The sequence below is a fragment of the Chloroflexus islandicus genome (genome assembly GCF_001650695.1).
Taxonomy (GTDB): domain Bacteria; phylum Chloroflexota; class Chloroflexia; order Chloroflexales; family Chloroflexaceae; genus Chloroflexus; species Chloroflexus islandicus.
In genome coordinates this window covers 163,244-178,856 of sequence record NZ_LWQS01000049.1, presented here as the reverse complement: position 1 = coordinate 178,856, position 15,613 = coordinate 163,244, and the positions used below count along the sequence as shown (strand labels likewise).

The following is a 15,613-nucleotide window of genomic DNA, read 5'->3' as shown; positions in this document are numbered from 1 at the left end:
TACCAGTCAAATGAGGTTAAAGAAGTAGTAGGCGGCAACCACCGCGGCGCTCAACACGATTATCAGCGGCACCAGATCACGCATGCGCCAATGCGGTGTCAGTACACCGATAAATAGGCACAACACCAAAAAACCAACAAAGAACTTCATGCCTTACTCCTGTGGAATGAGGCGATGGATCCAGCGCGGGGTAGCGATATGGGCCTGATTAAGGATCACTCCTAACACCGGCACATGCTGAATATCGCTCAGCGCACGTTGCACGTCGGTGATCGGCGTCACCCCATGGCGCACTACCAACGCACATGCGTCAGCCAAAGCTGCCAATGCCAAGGTATCGCTGACCTCCAGCACTGCCGGCAAATCGAGCAACACATAATCAAACCGCTCGCTGAGCGTATCGATCAACGCGCGCAATTCGGCGCTGCGGGCCAGCAACGGACGTTGCTCAATCGTGGCTGTACCGGCCGGCAACAACCACAAACCGGCGTGGTTCGTCGCCAACAAGACTTCATCGAGCGACGCTTTCCCGCGCAATACCTCAGCGATACCGGGCAGTGCAGGCAACGGCGCTGGCGGCGGAGCCGGGCCACGCCGTTTTCGTCCCGCCAACGACGGCGGCGGATTAAGATTAGCCAGCATCCCCGGCGCCAGCCAGTTGAGTTCGACAGCACAGACCCGCTTACCGGTATCGTGGGCCAGCGTTACCGCACTAGCTAAAGTGATATAGCTTACCCCCTCACCGCGCAACGCCGACGCAAAGCCGATCCGGTTGGGCAACCGCTGGCTAACAAACAAATCAGTCAACATCCGGCGCAGTTGGCTCACCTGTGGGCCGGCAAAGACGCGGCGCAATGTGCTGTCAGCAACCTCGATCGCTAACGGCAACTCAGATGGCGCAACGGCAGCAGCATTTTTTCGTAATTTCAACATATCTTCTTCCTCATTATGCATACACCTATTCAAGGCGCAATTTGGCATGGTAAAGAGCGAGCTTCCTCAGTAATCTCCTGCGTTAGCAGTAGGAACGCTCTAACCGGCCATTGTTAAACTTCCTGCGGCTGGAGTGCAGTCCGTTCCACTTCCGACACGGCTGCCGTAACCGATGCCGGCGGCATTGCTTCACTGCTGAGCGGCACGAGCGCCAACAGTGGAACCTGAAGCCCGTGACGCACATCCACTGGGAAACGCAAGCTGCGGTCAAGCAGCGCGCCGCCCCCGATCAAGCTCGCCGACAAGAAGATGCCAATTGCGACAAAGATGATCATATTCTTGATAAAGCCGGTCAGCGAGAACTCAGCCTTCTGCGGAATTTCCGGCTGATCGACGATTTGATACGTCTGCCTGATCAAGCTCTCGTTCTTCACCAAGGCCAACCGGGCGCTCTCTTCGTTTTCCTGCGCAGCACTGAGCCGTTCTTCGGCCCGGGCTAGCGCTGCCTGCAACTGATCGAGCTGAAATTGCTCACCGGGCGGACGTTCACCACGCACTGGTTCAGGATTAGCGCTGAGAAAATCGATCAGCGCCTGCCGGGTCTTATCAACATCAGCTTGATAAGGCGCGATCAGACTCTCGAAGAACTTCTGCGCGGCGATGCTTTCTTGAAAATCATTGTTCAACTTCCACTTCAGATAGGTATCCATGGTGGCCACAACCATCTGATACGAGAGTTCGGGATCATCGGTCGTAGCCCGAATCTCAACCAGTTTGTCCCCAAGTGGATTGATACTAATCGTTTCGCGGAAGAAGGTAAAGGTCTCCCATACCACTTCCGGGCCGCCAGCCATCAGTGGTTCGAGTTTGGTTTGCTGAATTGCCGAACGCACAAAGGCGTTGGTAGCCAGCAACTCACCCAGCTCGTTCGCAGTTGCCTGCGCTGGCGTCACCCACCACGAGGCATCGCTATTCGATGAGGTCAGCGAAGCGAGCAGGCTGTCTTTCTCAATGTAGATCTTGCCGCTCGAGAGATATTCCGGCGGCGAGAGCAAGATGTAACCAGCGCCCAACGCCAGCGCCACCACAAATGGAGCGAGGCTGAGCAACGGGCGCCGGAAAAAGCTCTCTAGTAACCGGAGGATGATCAAGCGTACCATACGGCATTTTCCTCTTCCTCATAAGCAAGCGAACGACGCATCGTTCACGCCACTGGCATCATACCAAATCATGGCATTGCTTTGCGTGAAAGGCAGCTTGTTAATTCTTCATTTAGTCACCCCGGCTTAGACGCCGTCACAGCACAACCTAGCTCATTAGAATGGCATATATCTTTCATACGTATGCGCAACAGAAGTTTAGCACATCAACCGCAAGCTTGACAGTTTCGTCAGACTAACATCATCCTATAGCATCTACCGAATCGATATGGCACAATAGCAATTGTGATCAAAAAAGAAAGCAAAGGCAGCACTATGGTTGAGACACGTTTTGCCAAACTGCGCCGGATTATGCAGGAAGAGTTGGGAGCGTTACAGCCACGCCTGCTGATTATGAACGGCCTGATCCGCTTGCTGCCGCGCTACACTGCCGCGCGCCTGCGCTCGCGCCTGCTCCGCTGGGCTGGATTTGCTATCGGGCACGGGACGATCATCATGGGGCCGGTACGGCTCCACGGTTATGGCCCGATCCACCGCCGGCTTCAGATCGGCCAACATTGTGTTATCAACACTGATTGCTTTTTTGATCTGAACGATTGCATCACGATTGCCGATCACGTGGGTATTGGTCACGAAGTGATGATTCTGACCGCTTCGCATACAATGGGCGCTGCCGAACATCGCGCCGGCCCGTTAACCACCGCACCGGTAGCCATTGAATCTGGCGCATGGATTGGTGCGCGAGCCTTGCTGTTACCCGGCATCACGATTGGCGCCGGCAGCGTGATCGCTGCCGGCAGTGTCGTGACCCGTGACGTGCTGGCCAATACATTGGTTGGCGGCGTGCCGGCCAAGCCAATTCGTCATCTCCTGTAAAGCGCTTACCGGCTCACAACCGGCACCCAATACTTAAACGGCGAGAAGATGGAGATCGTAGCGCCGATTTCATCCTCTTCCTTGGGATCGCCGTTGTGATTAGGATCAGGATCAAAACCGGGCATCGAGACATCGGTGATGGTAACATTGCCTGAGCGGGCAACCAGATTGACGACATTCCGAAACACGACCGGCCCCGGCGGCGGCTGCACCCAAATGACCAAGCGCAAACGCGCGCGCTGGCCGGGAGCGAGACTCTGATTGGCCGCCAATAGTTCAAGGTCGTGCTGACCGTCAAATGACGGATTGACATTCAACACGGCAAACCCGCTCTCAGACACCGAGCTGAGTGAAATAACCTCCCATGCTTCGGCGCTGGCAAACACAGTAGCGAGATCATCAACTGCTTGTATGTCTGCTACCGGATTAGCGCCCAAGTTACGGAACGTGATCCAGTACTCTAGCTGGAAACCCTCTTCACCGTTGCGCGTTGCGGCGACCGGCGGGAAGACATATTTCGCCACGCCAATTCCGCTCACGCACTGCTTGAGGTTAATTTGGGTCATGGCGAAATCATCGCCAAAGGTGCTGTTGGTCAAACTATCAATCTGTAAGGTGATGCTCGTCACATTGTTGCCAGTGGTGAATGCAAATTGGATCGGCACCCAGCGATCAGGTGTCTTGGGGACTATCGTCGTACCTACTGATAGATTATTGACGCGCAGCTCGATAAGCGGATCGGCAGTGCCATTGGCGCTCTTCACCGGGTCGAGCAAATTGTCGAAATAGGCAAAGAAATTGTAGGTGGTGTTGGGCGCTACCGCCACGACCTGCGTCCACAAATTGACCCGGCCATTGCCGGCGAGGTAATTCGCTTCGCTCGGGTTTGAGTAGAAATAGGTATTCGACGGCGGCACATCACGCTGCGGATCGCCGGGAAACGGGCGGCCATAAAGATACGGATTGGCCTCGAAGGGTGGATAGACCACGGTACCTGTTTGGATCGAGAAACCGCCGCCGTTGGCGTCATCAGGGTAGACGCCATGACCTCGATTGCTCAAGCCTGAGGTAAAGCCCACCGCACCTTGGGCAAAATCACCGTTTTGGACCAGATTGTCACCACCCACGATCGTACTGATCGGGCAGCCGCCGGCGCCGGGATCGAGAATTTCAGCGCTGGCGCCTTGAGGAGGGACCAGAGCCTGAACCATAATGACTGCTACCATTAACAACGATACTCTAAGCATCACATTCCTCCTCTGTTGCACTATTGGGGGATGGCAAATGTGAGAAGCGTCAGCGTATAGGGCGCGAAGGTATAAGAGTCGCCGCTAGCGACAAGCAACGCTTCTGATTCGGCCAGCGTCACCGTCTCGGCGAGCAAATCGGTCGCGCTTACCACCGTGGCAGACATCTGCCAATCACCGGCTGGCAACGCCATCGTGGCCGTCAGCGACTGATCGGTCTTGTTCAGCGCTAGCAGAGTTAATGAGCCATCGGCGCGCCGGCCAGCATACACGCTCAATGTCGTAGCGGGATCAAACGGATGCTGCACGTCCAGCAATTCATCACCAAACTGGCTCCAGAGCAGCAGGGCATAGTATTGGGGATTGGGCGCAAAGGTATCGGCATCGAGCAAGCCATAGTCAGTGCCATTATAGGCTCGCCCATTCGCCAAATCCCACTGATTGGCGATCGCAACGCCGTGAACCGCCATCTGGCCGATAGTATCGGCGATAAAGAACAGATTCACCGCGCGCCGCATTAATTGGCCGTTATCGCTATCTTGAAATGAAACGAGATTGTACTCGGTGACAGCTACCGGCACTTGCCGGCCAAGATGGCGATCGAATGCGGCACGCAGATCGGCCATGATCGTCGGCCAACTGCGTTGCGGCTGCTGCAACGCGCCGGCTGGGTTTTCGGGCGGTTGAAAGTACGGGTAATAGTGAACAACGTAAAAATCAAGCTTCGCGCCAGCGCCGGCAATGACGCGATTGCCCCAATTGCTCCAATCGTCGGGCTTTTCCACCCCGACTGCGCCGATCTGTATCGAGGGATCAACCGCTTTCATCGCATCGTAAAAGGCGAGATACCCATCATAGGCTACCCCGTCAAACGTTGCGCCGCGCAGATATTCATCGGCATCGCACGTCCAGACATCTTCCCAACCCCACTCTGAACAATCCGGCCCTACCTCGCGTTTTGCGCCGTACACTTCATTGCCAATTTCCCAGTAGCGAACCGGAAACGGCTCTTGACCCACCACTTCGGCGCGCAACCGCGCCCAATGGCCTACCGTTTGCCAATCACGCCCGCGCGAATCTGGCCCAATTGGCCGTTCATCATCTATAGCGCCATTGAAAAACGCCACTAACGCTGCCGCTTCTTGGGCTGAACCGTTGATCGAGACCGTCCAGATTATCTCGGCGTTTACTGTACGGGCAAACCGGAGGAAATCAGACGGCTTTGCCGCCCACGGCCAATAGCAACCTTCCCCACCCGTCTCACAATCGGCCCATGCGTAAGCATTGCTCCAGCTTCCCCCCGGCATCCGTAACAACGTCAGGCCGAGCTCGGCTGTGCGGCTGATAAATGTGTCATCATTCAGCCGATATGGATTAAGCCATGCCGGAACGTTGGCGCCGAGCAATTCCCGGGCAAATGGACGCGCCATGCTTGGATCGATCACGATCATGGGGCTAGCTGGCGCTGCGGTTGGCGACACTGGCACAGCCGAAGGCGACAATGCCGGCGCCGTGGGGCCGGCTGGAGACACGGCCGTTGGCGCCGGGGCCGAAACCGGCGCTTGGCAAGCGACGAATATGATTACAAACCCTATCCAAAGCCAGCGGGGAAACGTTGCCATGCAAGAACCTCATCTCGGTAGAACAAGAACGCTCAATCGAAAACTGATTCGCCATCCGTACTATGCCACCGCAAGCTGACAAATCAATGGTTCCATGCATAGACAAGCGCATGGAAACCGAAGAGCATTGATACGCTGCAAACAACGTCGCAGCGCTAACGAAAGATAACCGTCTATTAACAAAAAACAATCTTTTGGATGACAGTTTACGAGCCGCCACTTATCACACTGAAAAAAGCGAAAGATACATACAATGCAGTAGCATAGTACGAACACTGAACAAATATTGCCGGCAGCGTGACATATTCGTCACCGCCAAATCTTTTCGTGTAAGCATTTTGTTCGCTTGCTGGTATATAGTGAGAACGAACAAAACCGGAAAGGTGTCACGTATGAGCGCAATGAAACCAATTCCAACAAGCTACGATGCCAAAAGTCAGCGTATGTTGGAAATCTTTGCTCAACGGCGATTTCAGCGCAACCGCGCCAACCAACGCCTGCGTTTTACCCTCTCGCTTTGGGTCATTCGCACCAAGCTCCTCACCCGACTCAAGCGCGTTTTGGATATTACCGTTGCCAGCATTGCCATTGTGTTAACCGCACCGATCATGCTGATTACCGCGATCTTGATCAAGCTTGAATCGCCGGGTCCGGTCATCTTCAAGCAGGTGCGGGTCGGGAAAGACGGCGAACATTTCTATTGTTATAAATTTCGCTCGATGTATGTTGATGCCGAACAGCGGCTGCGTGAATTGCAAGCCCAAAATGAAGCCGACGGCCCCGTGTTCAAAATGAAGCGCGATCCGCGCGTGACACGAGTTGGCCGGGTGATTCGTAAATTAAGTATTGACGAACTGCCACAGCTTTTCAACGTGCTGCAAGGCGACATGAGTCTGGTCGGACCACGCCCGGCGCTGCCCAGCGAAGTTGCCAAATACACCTATGAGCAGCTTGGCCGGTTGCATGCAATTCCGGGCATTACCGGGCTGCAACAGGTGTCAGGGCGCAGCGATCTCGATTTCAAGCGGTGGGTCGAACTTGATCTGCAATACATTGCCGAGCAGAGCATCTGGAAAGATTTTGAAATCCTGCTCCGCACAATTCCAGCGGTCTTGCTCGGTCGCGGCGCATATTGACGAGGATGGAAAGACATGCGCAAACTGCTCGTCATTTTAGGAGTGCCAATTGACAATCTAACAATGGCTGAAGCGCTCGACCGTTGCGATGAATTTATCGCGACTGGGCGAGCAACAGGCCGGCTGCACCAGATCGCTACGGTCAATGCCGATTTTGTGGTTAACGCCCTCCACGATCCCGAATTACGTCGTATCTTGCAAGAGGCGGATATGGCCACAGCCGATGGCATGCCGCTGGTATGGGCCTCGCGACTGCTCGGCGGGCCATTGCCCGGCCGGGTCACCGGCGCCGATATGGTGCCAGCGCTAGCCGAACGAGCAGCGCAACGCGGCTATTCGATCTTTTTCCTTGGCGCGCGTGAGGGGGTGGCGGCCAAAGCTGCCGCCATCTTACAAGAGCGTTATCCCGGTCTGCGGGTAGCCGGCGTGCTCTCACCACCGCCAAGCTCGGTGCTCGAGATGGATCGATCGGTGGTAGAAGCCGTGAAAGCGGCACAGCCTGATATTGTGCTGGTTGCGTTCGGCAACCCCAAGCAAGAGAAGTGGATCCGGATGTATGCCCACGAGCTGCGGGTACCGATCGCAATTGGAGTAGGAGGCACCTTCGATATGATCGTCGGCGTCACCAAACGAGCGCCGCTTTGGATGCAACGAACCGGGCTAGAGTGGGTCTACCGCCTTGCGCAGGAACCACGCCGATTGTGGAAACGGTATGTTCATGACTTTATCTACTTTGGCTATTTCTTCCTGCGCCAGTGGTGGGCAATGCAGCGTGGCAACGCCTTGAGCATGGTTCCCCGAGAGACGCCTGCTCCACCGCCAGCGCCACCTGCCGCGCCAACGCCGGTCATTCCGTGGCCTGTGCTAGCCGTTGGCTCGCGGCTCGACGTGAGCAGTCTTGAGCCGTTTACTCAAGAAGCCAACCGGTTGCTGGAAACGAATCAATATATCATCCTTGATCTCAGCGCCACCCAATTTCTCGACAGTTCAGCATTAGGCGCATTGGTGGCATTGGCCAAGCGCGCACGAACCAATGGCGGCGATATCTTTCTGTTGCGTGTACAAGAACCGATCAACCGCTTGCTTGATCTGCTCAAACTTGACCGGTTCTTCGAGCGTTTCACCGATTTGCCGGCAATCACAGCATGGATCGAACAACACCAACAGGTGCAACCACCAGCACCGGTCACTCATGGCTGGACCATCATCACCGCGCCACGGCTGTTTGACGCAGCTACTGCGCCCGCCTTGCTGGCGCAGGCCAGCGCAGTGCTGGAACAAGGCGGGCGCGTGATCATCGATTGCAGCACGACAACCTTTATGGCCAGCGCCGGCATGGCCTCATTGGTGAAACTCGACCGGCAGGCGCGTGAGCTGGGCAGCGCCCTCCGCATCGCCGGATGCGCACGCGATGTCTTGCGCACACTCCAGTTAGTGAAGCTCGATCAGGTGCTGTCAATCTTCGCCGATGTGCCGGCAGCGACGGCAGCGCCGTTGATGACTGCAACCGTTGCGACAGAAGGTGCTAAGCGATGACGATAGCGTTGTTACTTGCGACGGCTGAAGAACGCCAGTTGCCGCCTTTGACTGGGGTGTTGCCAAACGTCTTGCTGCCGGTAGTTGAACGGCCAGTGATGGCAACCGCAGTAGAACTACTGGCTCGCGCCGGCATCAAACGAATCTTGATCGCACTGCATGAACAGAGCGCCCTCATCACAGCAACGTTTGGCAGCGGCCGGCGTTGGGGAGTTGAGATCGAATATATCACTTTGCCCGAAGCATGGGCCGATGGCGGCGCGCTGCGCTGGGCCGGGCCGTTAGTGCATGAGACGTGCCTTGTGCTGCCGGGGGCTGCAATTATCGACCTGCCGATTGAAGCGGCGCTAGCCCAGCACCAACGACACGGCGCGCTCATCACTGCAATCAGCCACGCGCCGCGCGATCAGCAAACCGGTCTACGCGCGCACATAACACCGGATGGCCTCATCAGCGCCATTGTGCCAGCAGCACATGGTCTTGATGCGCCGGAATTGACCGGGGCCTACATTGTCGAACCGGCGCTGATCGCTCAGATTCCGCTCCGCAGCCGCTGTAACATCGCAACCGATCTCGTGCCGCGTCTGCTCGAACAGGGCCAGTTAGTGGGGAACGTTACATTCGACGGCTACTGGAACCCGCTCGGCACATTGGCCGATTACCACGCTGCGCAACAGGTCTTTCTCTACAGCGCATACCGGCCTGCGGGTGCGGCAATCACCGATGGGCCAAGCGAAACTGTGCGGTATCCATCCATTAGTGGGCGCCAGATTGCACCCGGCATCTGGGTGGGGCGCAACGCCTCGATTCATCCCAGTGCGCGCATTGCGCCGCCGTTGTACATTAGCGATAACTGTTGGATTGGGCGCGACACCGAACTCGGCCCCGGCGCGGTGATTGGCGCCGGTTGCATGATCGATGATGAAGCCACGGTCACCATGAGCACGATTTGGCCTGACACCTACGTCGGCCAATTAGTCAACGTCAACCGGCGCATTGTCTATCCGGGCATGATCATCGATCCCGACACTGGTGAACAGACAGCAGTGGTCGATCCGTTCCTGATTGGGCGGGTATCGGCCGTGACGGCGAGCGTGAGCCGGATTGCAAGCGTAATCAATCGGTTAGGAGCATTCCTCTTGCTGATCATCCTGAGCCCACTGCTCTTGCTGAGCGGCCTACTCGCCGCCATCGGCAACGGCGGGCGCCCATTGATGGGCATACCGTGCGCAGGTGAACGAGTGGTGTTGGCCAATGGGCAGACGACGCTACGGTCATTCACGCTTTGGCGCTGGCGCACCCGGCGACCAGATGGGCGCTATCTCTGGTTTGGAGAATGGCTTGAACGGTATGAGTTCCACCGGCTGCCCGAACTCTTGAACGTTATTCGCGGCGAACTCCAACTCGTGGGGGTCAAACCGTTGACTCTTCCCGAAGCCGAATTGCTCTGCGAAGAATGGCAGCAACGCCGGCATGATGCGCCACCCGGCATCACCGGGCTATGGTACGTTCAAGCCAACGGCGATCTCGATGCGGTGATTGTGGCCGATGTATACTATAGTGCAATCCGCACGTGGCGAGAAGATCTCAACATTCTCTTGCGTACACCCATCGTTTGGCTGCGCCGGACCAAAACGTCCAGCGCTTCAGCCCAAACGATGATCACCGCAGATATCGCGCCACCAACAGGTCAATAGGCAACCCACGCCATTTGACTTCTCAACTATCATGCATGCATGCATGAGTCACAGTGAACTATTGCTGTAAGGAGAATGGTTGGCTATGGAAATGAAGCCGCGACAAGCCGACAATGTGGCAATCCTTGCAATCGAAGGCCGGTTCGATGCAAATACTGCGCCACCAGTACAACACTGGCTCGAACAAGCAACCGCAACACCCGGTGCGCGAGTACTCGTTGATTTGAGTGAAACCACCTTTGTCGACTCGACTGCGCTGGCAACGCTGGTCTCAGCAATGAAGCGTTGTCAGCAGAGCAAGGGTGAATTCGCCCTCTGTGGGTTACGGCGTCCGGTGTTGATGATTTTTGAACTGACCCGTCTTGACAAAGCCTTCAACATTTTTGTCGACGCCGACCATGCGTTGGCTGTCTTAAAGACCTGAGGCGACAATCGTATGTTGGTCTCCTTCCTCAGTTCACAATACAACCGGATACAGGCGATTGCCGAAGCATGGATTGCGCAGGGAGCACAAGCCTTTGGCGTCTACGAACATGGCCGCCCCCTCGCCTATTGGCCATCTGGTCAACGCATGCTGCCGCCGGATCTCACGGCTGCGATCTACCAGTATGACGAGATTGTCGGCGAGCTACGCCTGAGCGGGTTGCGGAACGAAGTGGCACGACGGCGGTTACAAGCTGATGCCAGTTTAATCGGCTATATCCTGCAGCTCGAACACGAATTGCAGTGTTTAACAGCAGATTTGGTCACGAGCCAAGATCAGCAACTTGCCCTTTACCGATTGACCCAAACGATGCGCGATCTAGTAACCATTCGCGAAACCCTAACTGCGGTGGTCAGCGAAGCGCAACGCATGCTGAAGGGTAGATCAGGATTCGCCGCTTATATCCCAACGCATGGAGGTGATCCGCTGATTGTGCAATCAGGCGAGAATAGCTTGAACACCGAAGCAATCTGGCGGCTGTACTGGCAATTACAAACCGAAGATCGTCCGCTGTTATTAAGTGAAGAAGATGGCGATCTGCGCCGCCCGCCCGGCGTGCGTAACCTGATGCTGATACCAATTCGCGTACGCGGGATGGTCATGGCATGCTTGGGTATCTTGGATCGCGCCGATCGGTTTGGCACGCCAGAATTGAAGCTTGGCCGGGCAATTGCCGATCAAGCAAGCGCCCAGATTGAGCGTATCTTGTTGTACCAAGAGATGGTCGAGCAAGCCCGGCTGCGCAGCGAGATGGATCTGGCCCGGCGCGTGCAAACTGATCTTCTGCCACGCTCGTTGCCCGACGTGGGCGGTCTTGATATCTACGCCTATTCACGCCCAGCCCTGCAAGTAGGTGGCGATTTCTTTGACTTCATCAACCTGCCAAACCACCCGTTCATCTTTACCATCGGCGATGTGAGCGGCAAAGGCGTTTCAGCGGCGCTGTTAATGTCAATGACGCGCACCGCGCTCCATAGCAAAGCGCAATTTATGCCAGCGCCAACGCCGGCGCTGGTAATGCGACAATCGAATGAAGACCTCTACAACGACTTCACTCGCATTGGCGTCTTTGCAACCGTGTTTGTCGGCCAATATGATGATACCGAACGAGTCATTACGTATGCGAACGCCGGCCACGCGCCGGTGATCTATCGGCCACGCAATGGACGCGCTGAATTGCTCTTGGCCGACAACACAGCGATTGGCATCTTGCCGGTTAATCATTTTCAAAACCGTTCATTGGCGATAGCGCCGGGAGATCTCTTGATTGTCGCTACCGACGGATTTAGCGATGCGCGCAATAACCAAGATGAATTATTCGGCATTGAGCGACTATTGGTAGCAGTTGATGAATTGGCCGCCCAACCGGCGCAGGCCATTGCCGATGGTCTCTTTAGAGCCATCGACCAATTTAGCGCCGGCCATCCGCAAGATGATGATCAAACCCTCATCGTGCTCAAAGGAGCAGCACCGTGAGTCTGCAACACAGCGAAGTCATCCGGCTTGATTTACCGGCCCGCCATGCCTACCTCCATCTGCTGAGCGAAACTATCGCTGAATTACTGCGGCAGATAGGAGCATTCGATGAGGCATTAGTGTATAATGTGCAACTGGCAGCCCACGAAGTCTGCACCAACATTGTCAGCCATGCATATCGTAACCGTCGCGCTGGCGAAGGACGGATTGCGATCACGCTTGCCCTCCATCCTCAACCGCTGCGGCTTGAAATCGAGCTGCAAGACACCGGCGAATCATTTGATCCGGAACTGGTACCTCAGCCTAATCTCAGCGAAGCGCAAATTCACGGCTATGGCATGTTCCTGATCCGCCATCTGATGGATAGGGTGAGTTATACTACGCGCCCTGACGGCAATCATTGGCATTTAATGAAACGTCTGGCATAGAGGAGACAACAGCCATGACAACTATCATGATCGTTGACGATTACGTTCCCAGCCATCGCTTGATGAGCTTTGTGCTCGAACAGTACGGCTATGCTGTTGTCACTGCGCTTGATGGCCAGCAGGCATTGCATCGTCTCGACTCCTTTCCAGTTGATCTCGTGATAACTGATCTGACGATGCCAAGGATGGATGGAATCGAGTTGGCGCGCGCCATCCGGGCTCATGCGCGCCACGCTGAACTGCCGATTATTATGATCACTGGCAGCGTCAAAGAGCAAGATGAAGTAAAAGCGGCTGGTGTCGGCGTTAATTCCTTTCTCACCAAGCCGGTCGATTCTGATGATTTGATCAACGAGATTCAACGACTCTTACACCCCGTCCCGGTGCGAACCACAGCATCATCTGAAAGGTGACGGTCTCGTTAAGTACGACCGGCAACCATTTCAGCAAAGTGTCAACTATCAGGCGTACACTGCTGCCGTCAGCGGTTATGGGCAGTCATTAGGCAGTAACACTATGAATACGCCGGCAGTTGATGTTGTGATTTCGACCTACGGACGTGGCGCGGCGATTGATGCCACGATCACGAGTCTCCGCCAAAGCGTGTATCCACATTTTACGCTTTGGGTGCTCGACCAGAGCGAAGATGACCGAACTGAGCAATGTGTGCGCTCGCATGCCGCCAGCGACGCACGGATCAGATATCTGCGCCGGCCGGTGTATGGCATTTCGGCGACCCGTAATGCCGGCGCTGCTTTAGGTAATGCCCCCTATATCCTGTTCACGAACGATGATTGTGTTCTTGATCCGCATTGGATCACCGGTTTGGTGAGCGAATTGCGCCACGATCAGGTCTGGCTTGCTTTCGGCGCAGTGTATCCGGGAGTGCAGCCAACCACCAGCGACGAATTGGTGCTTGGCACCTGCGGCGGGCCACGCCGCGTCTTTCATCAAAATCGGTTTAACCTCTCTTTTGGTCATGGCCATAATATGGGTGCGCGGCGGGAAGCCTTTGAACGCTTAGGCGGCTTTGATGAGTTGATTGGGGCTGGCGCGCCGCTCGGCGCATGGGAAGAGCGTGATCTCGGCTATCGCACATTGAAAGCTGGCGGTTGGATTGTGTTTACGCCGCATGCCATCGCATACCATCATCACCTTCAGAATTGGCAAGGCGCGCGCCGGAGCTATCGCGCTTACGGCATCGGCGCCGGCGCTGTCGCCGGCAAATACCTGCGCTGTGGTGATATGGGTGGGCTGGTATTGCTCGGTGAGTGGCTGTTTAGCCAAGGGTTGCGCCAAATCGCTTCCGGCATTTTGAAATGGCACCGTCGCGATAAAGTGTTGCTTGGGCTTGATCAGCTCTATTATCCATTTGCCGGCTTGAGCAAAAGCTGGAAGTATGCGATTAATCGCGCGTCGTGCTGCTACGTTCCATTCGCCCAATTCGCTGATCCGTCGCAGAGAGGAGTAACACCGTGAGCGCTGAACCATCACCTAACGCCGGCTCGCCGCCGCCAATCAGTGGAGCTCGGCTGGCTCGCAATGCCAGCGCTATGATGGTCGCCCAGTTGCTCACGTGGAGCATGGCGTTTTTGGTGGCTATCTTTCAACCCCGCATTCTTGGCCCGCTCGCCATCGGCCAACTCTCGATTGCGTTCTCGATCTGGATGATTGCCGGCGTGTTGATCACATTCGGTATGGATACTTACCTCACCAAGGCTATCGCCCGTGAGCCACAGCGCACCGGTGCTTTGGTGGGGACGAGCATGCTGGTGAGAGTAGTGCTGTGGACAATTGGGTGTTTGGCAGTTTTTGGCTACGATCTGCTCGCGATAACGGCTGATCCTACCCAAACGGCACTGATCTGGATTATTGGGATCATGACCCTGCTCACTGTGCTCAGCAGTGGCCTTGTTGCGGCACTCAACGGCTTAGAGCAAGTACATTATGTCTCATTGGTAACCGTTATCAGCAAGATTGTGCTCACGATCGTGAGCCTTGGCCTGCTCTTCGCCGGCTTTAACGTGATCTGGATCGGCTGGGCAAATGTGCTGGCGGCGCTGGTCGCTTTGGCGGGCGATGCATTTTTCCTCTTTCGCCAACACGCCCCCCGCTGGAGCTTTGATCTGGCTGCGGCGCGCAGTATGCTGCTCGCCTCAAAACAGTATCTAGTGACGGCATTGACACTGATGGTCTATCAGCAGATTGACCGGCTCTTTATCGCGCTTTTCGCCTCAACCGAGGCGGTAGGCTGGTATGGCACGGCTGTCAACCTTTTTGGCACGTTGATGTTCTTTCCAATGGCGATTGGCACCGTCATTTTTCCCACGCTGACCCGCCGCTTTGCCGCAGGTCAAAATCATTTGAGCCAAGCGGCCCGCCCGATTTTTAACATTATGCTGGCGCTCAGTATGCCCATTGGATTGGGATTGTTGGCGCTGGCTGAACCAATCGCGCTGCTACTCTACGGCGAGGCCTTTCGCCCGACTGGCACGGTGCTGGCCGTGCTGGGGTTGGTGTTGATCTGCACCTACCTCAACACGGTGCTGAGCCAGTTGTTGATCGCCGCTGAACGAACTGCGGCGCTCAATATGATAATGATCGCGGCGACCATCGCCACCTTGCCGCTCGACTTTGTGTTGGTGCCTTGGACAGATCAGGCATTCGGGAATGGCGCGCTGGGTGGCGCGCTGGCCTACACTATCACTGAGTTGGGCATTTTGATTGCAGCGATTAAGGTATTGCCGAAAGGCACGCTGGGAGCGCAAAACTGGCGGACCAGCGGACTCACCGGCTTGGCTGGGATCGGGATGGTGCTCTCGATCTGGTGGCTGCGGGAATCGGCCTTTTTCTTCCTCGCTGTGCCATTGGGCATGGTGGTGTATACCGGCCTTGTGCTCGCGTTACGGGCTTTGCCTGCTGAAGACATGGCTATCATCAAAGAGGCGCTGACCAAGGCCCTCGAACGGATTCCGTTTCTACGCCGCAAGCTGGCCGCCATGCCACCCAAAGCCTAAC

General features: G+C 55.9%; 15 protein-coding genes. 10 read left to right on the top strand and 5 right to left on the bottom strand.

From position 1 onward, the window contains the following. Positions 1–6: 6 nt before the first annotated feature. From A6A03_RS20610 to A6A03_RS09260, 3 genes are all read right to left on the bottom strand, one after another. Complete coding sequence (locus A6A03_RS20610) at positions 7–150, bottom strand: hypothetical protein (RefSeq protein ID WP_172812295.1); 144 nt, start codon at positions 148–150, stop codon at positions 7–9. Between the two features lie 3 nt (positions 151–153). Further along, a complete protein-coding gene (locus A6A03_RS09265; RefSeq protein ID WP_066786811.1) occupies positions 154–933 on the bottom strand; it encodes a CpsD/CapB family tyrosine-protein kinase in 780 nt (259 codons plus the stop codon). Between the two features lie 113 nt (positions 934–1,046). After that, a complete protein-coding gene (locus tag A6A03_RS09260; protein ID WP_066786809.1) occupies positions 1,047–2,093 on the bottom strand; it encodes a GumC domain-containing protein in 1,047 nt (348 codons plus the stop codon). Positions 2,094–2,408: 315 nt separating this feature from the next. Between A6A03_RS09260 and A6A03_RS09255 the strand changes: the two genes are divergently transcribed. Next, on the top strand, positions 2,409–2,969 hold the full coding sequence (locus A6A03_RS09255) for an acyltransferase (RefSeq protein WP_066786806.1): 561 nt from the start codon (positions 2,409–2,411) through the stop codon (positions 2,967–2,969). A 5-nt stretch (positions 2,970–2,974) separates the two neighbouring features. Here A6A03_RS09255 and A6A03_RS09250 read toward each other — a convergent pair whose 3' ends face one another. Together A6A03_RS09250 and A6A03_RS09245 are read right to left on the bottom strand one after the other, a co-directional pair. Next, complete coding sequence (locus A6A03_RS09250) at positions 2,975–4,180, bottom strand: hypothetical protein (RefSeq protein WP_245668925.1); 1,206 nt, start codon at positions 4,178–4,180, stop codon at positions 2,975–2,977. A gap of 56 nt (positions 4,181–4,236) precedes the next feature. Continuing rightward, positions 4,237–5,838, bottom strand: coding sequence for an alpha-L-arabinofuranosidase (locus A6A03_RS09245; protein ID WP_066786797.1), 1,602 nt, complete (start codon positions 5,836–5,838; stop codon positions 4,237–4,239). 392 nt (positions 5,839–6,230) lie between these two features. On the opposite strand from A6A03_RS09245, the gene A6A03_RS09240 reads away from it, so the two are divergent. From A6A03_RS09240 to A6A03_RS09200, 9 genes are all read left to right on the top strand, one after another. Beyond that, positions 6,231–6,974, top strand: coding sequence for a sugar transferase (locus tag A6A03_RS09240; protein WP_066786795.1), 744 nt, complete (start codon positions 6,231–6,233; stop codon positions 6,972–6,974). A 15-nt stretch (positions 6,975–6,989) separates the two neighbouring features. Next, a complete protein-coding gene (locus tag A6A03_RS09235; protein ID WP_066786792.1) occupies positions 6,990–8,510 on the top strand; it encodes a WecB/TagA/CpsF family glycosyltransferase in 1,521 nt (506 codons plus the stop codon). Further along, positions 8,507–10,207, top strand: coding sequence for a sugar transferase (locus A6A03_RS09230; protein ID WP_066786789.1), 1,701 nt, complete (start codon positions 8,507–8,509; stop codon positions 10,205–10,207). The genes A6A03_RS09235 and A6A03_RS09230 overlap by 4 nt, the downstream gene beginning before the upstream one ends. Before the next feature lie 85 nt (positions 10,208–10,292). Then, the gene (locus tag A6A03_RS09225) at positions 10,293–10,631 is read left to right on the top strand and encodes an STAS domain-containing protein (RefSeq protein ID WP_066786786.1); all 339 of its coding nucleotides are present in this window, start codon (positions 10,293–10,295) and stop codon (positions 10,629–10,631) included. 12 nt (positions 10,632–10,643) lie between these two features. Next, positions 10,644–12,167, top strand: coding sequence for a PP2C family protein-serine/threonine phosphatase (locus A6A03_RS09220; RefSeq protein WP_066786783.1), 1,524 nt, complete (start codon positions 10,644–10,646; stop codon positions 12,165–12,167). After that, a complete protein-coding gene (locus tag A6A03_RS09215) occupies positions 12,164–12,595 on the top strand; it encodes an ATP-binding protein (protein WP_066786780.1) in 432 nt (143 codons plus the stop codon). The genes A6A03_RS09220 and A6A03_RS09215 overlap by 4 nt, the downstream gene beginning before the upstream one ends. Before the next feature lie 14 nt (positions 12,596–12,609). After that, a complete protein-coding gene (locus tag A6A03_RS09210) occupies positions 12,610–13,008 on the top strand; it encodes a response regulator (protein WP_066786774.1) in 399 nt (132 codons plus the stop codon). Between the two features lie 103 nt (positions 13,009–13,111). Beyond that, positions 13,112–14,074, top strand: coding sequence for a glycosyltransferase family 2 protein (locus tag A6A03_RS09205; protein ID WP_066786771.1), 963 nt, complete (start codon positions 13,112–13,114; stop codon positions 14,072–14,074). Further along, positions 14,071–15,612 carry a flippase gene (locus A6A03_RS09200; protein ID WP_066786765.1) on the top strand — a complete coding sequence of 514 codons (1,542 nt, stop codon included), beginning with the start codon at positions 14,071–14,073 and terminating at the stop codon, positions 15,610–15,612. Before A6A03_RS09205 ends, A6A03_RS09200 begins: the two co-directional genes overlap by 4 nt. The last annotated feature ends 1 nt before the right edge of the window (position 15,613 follow it).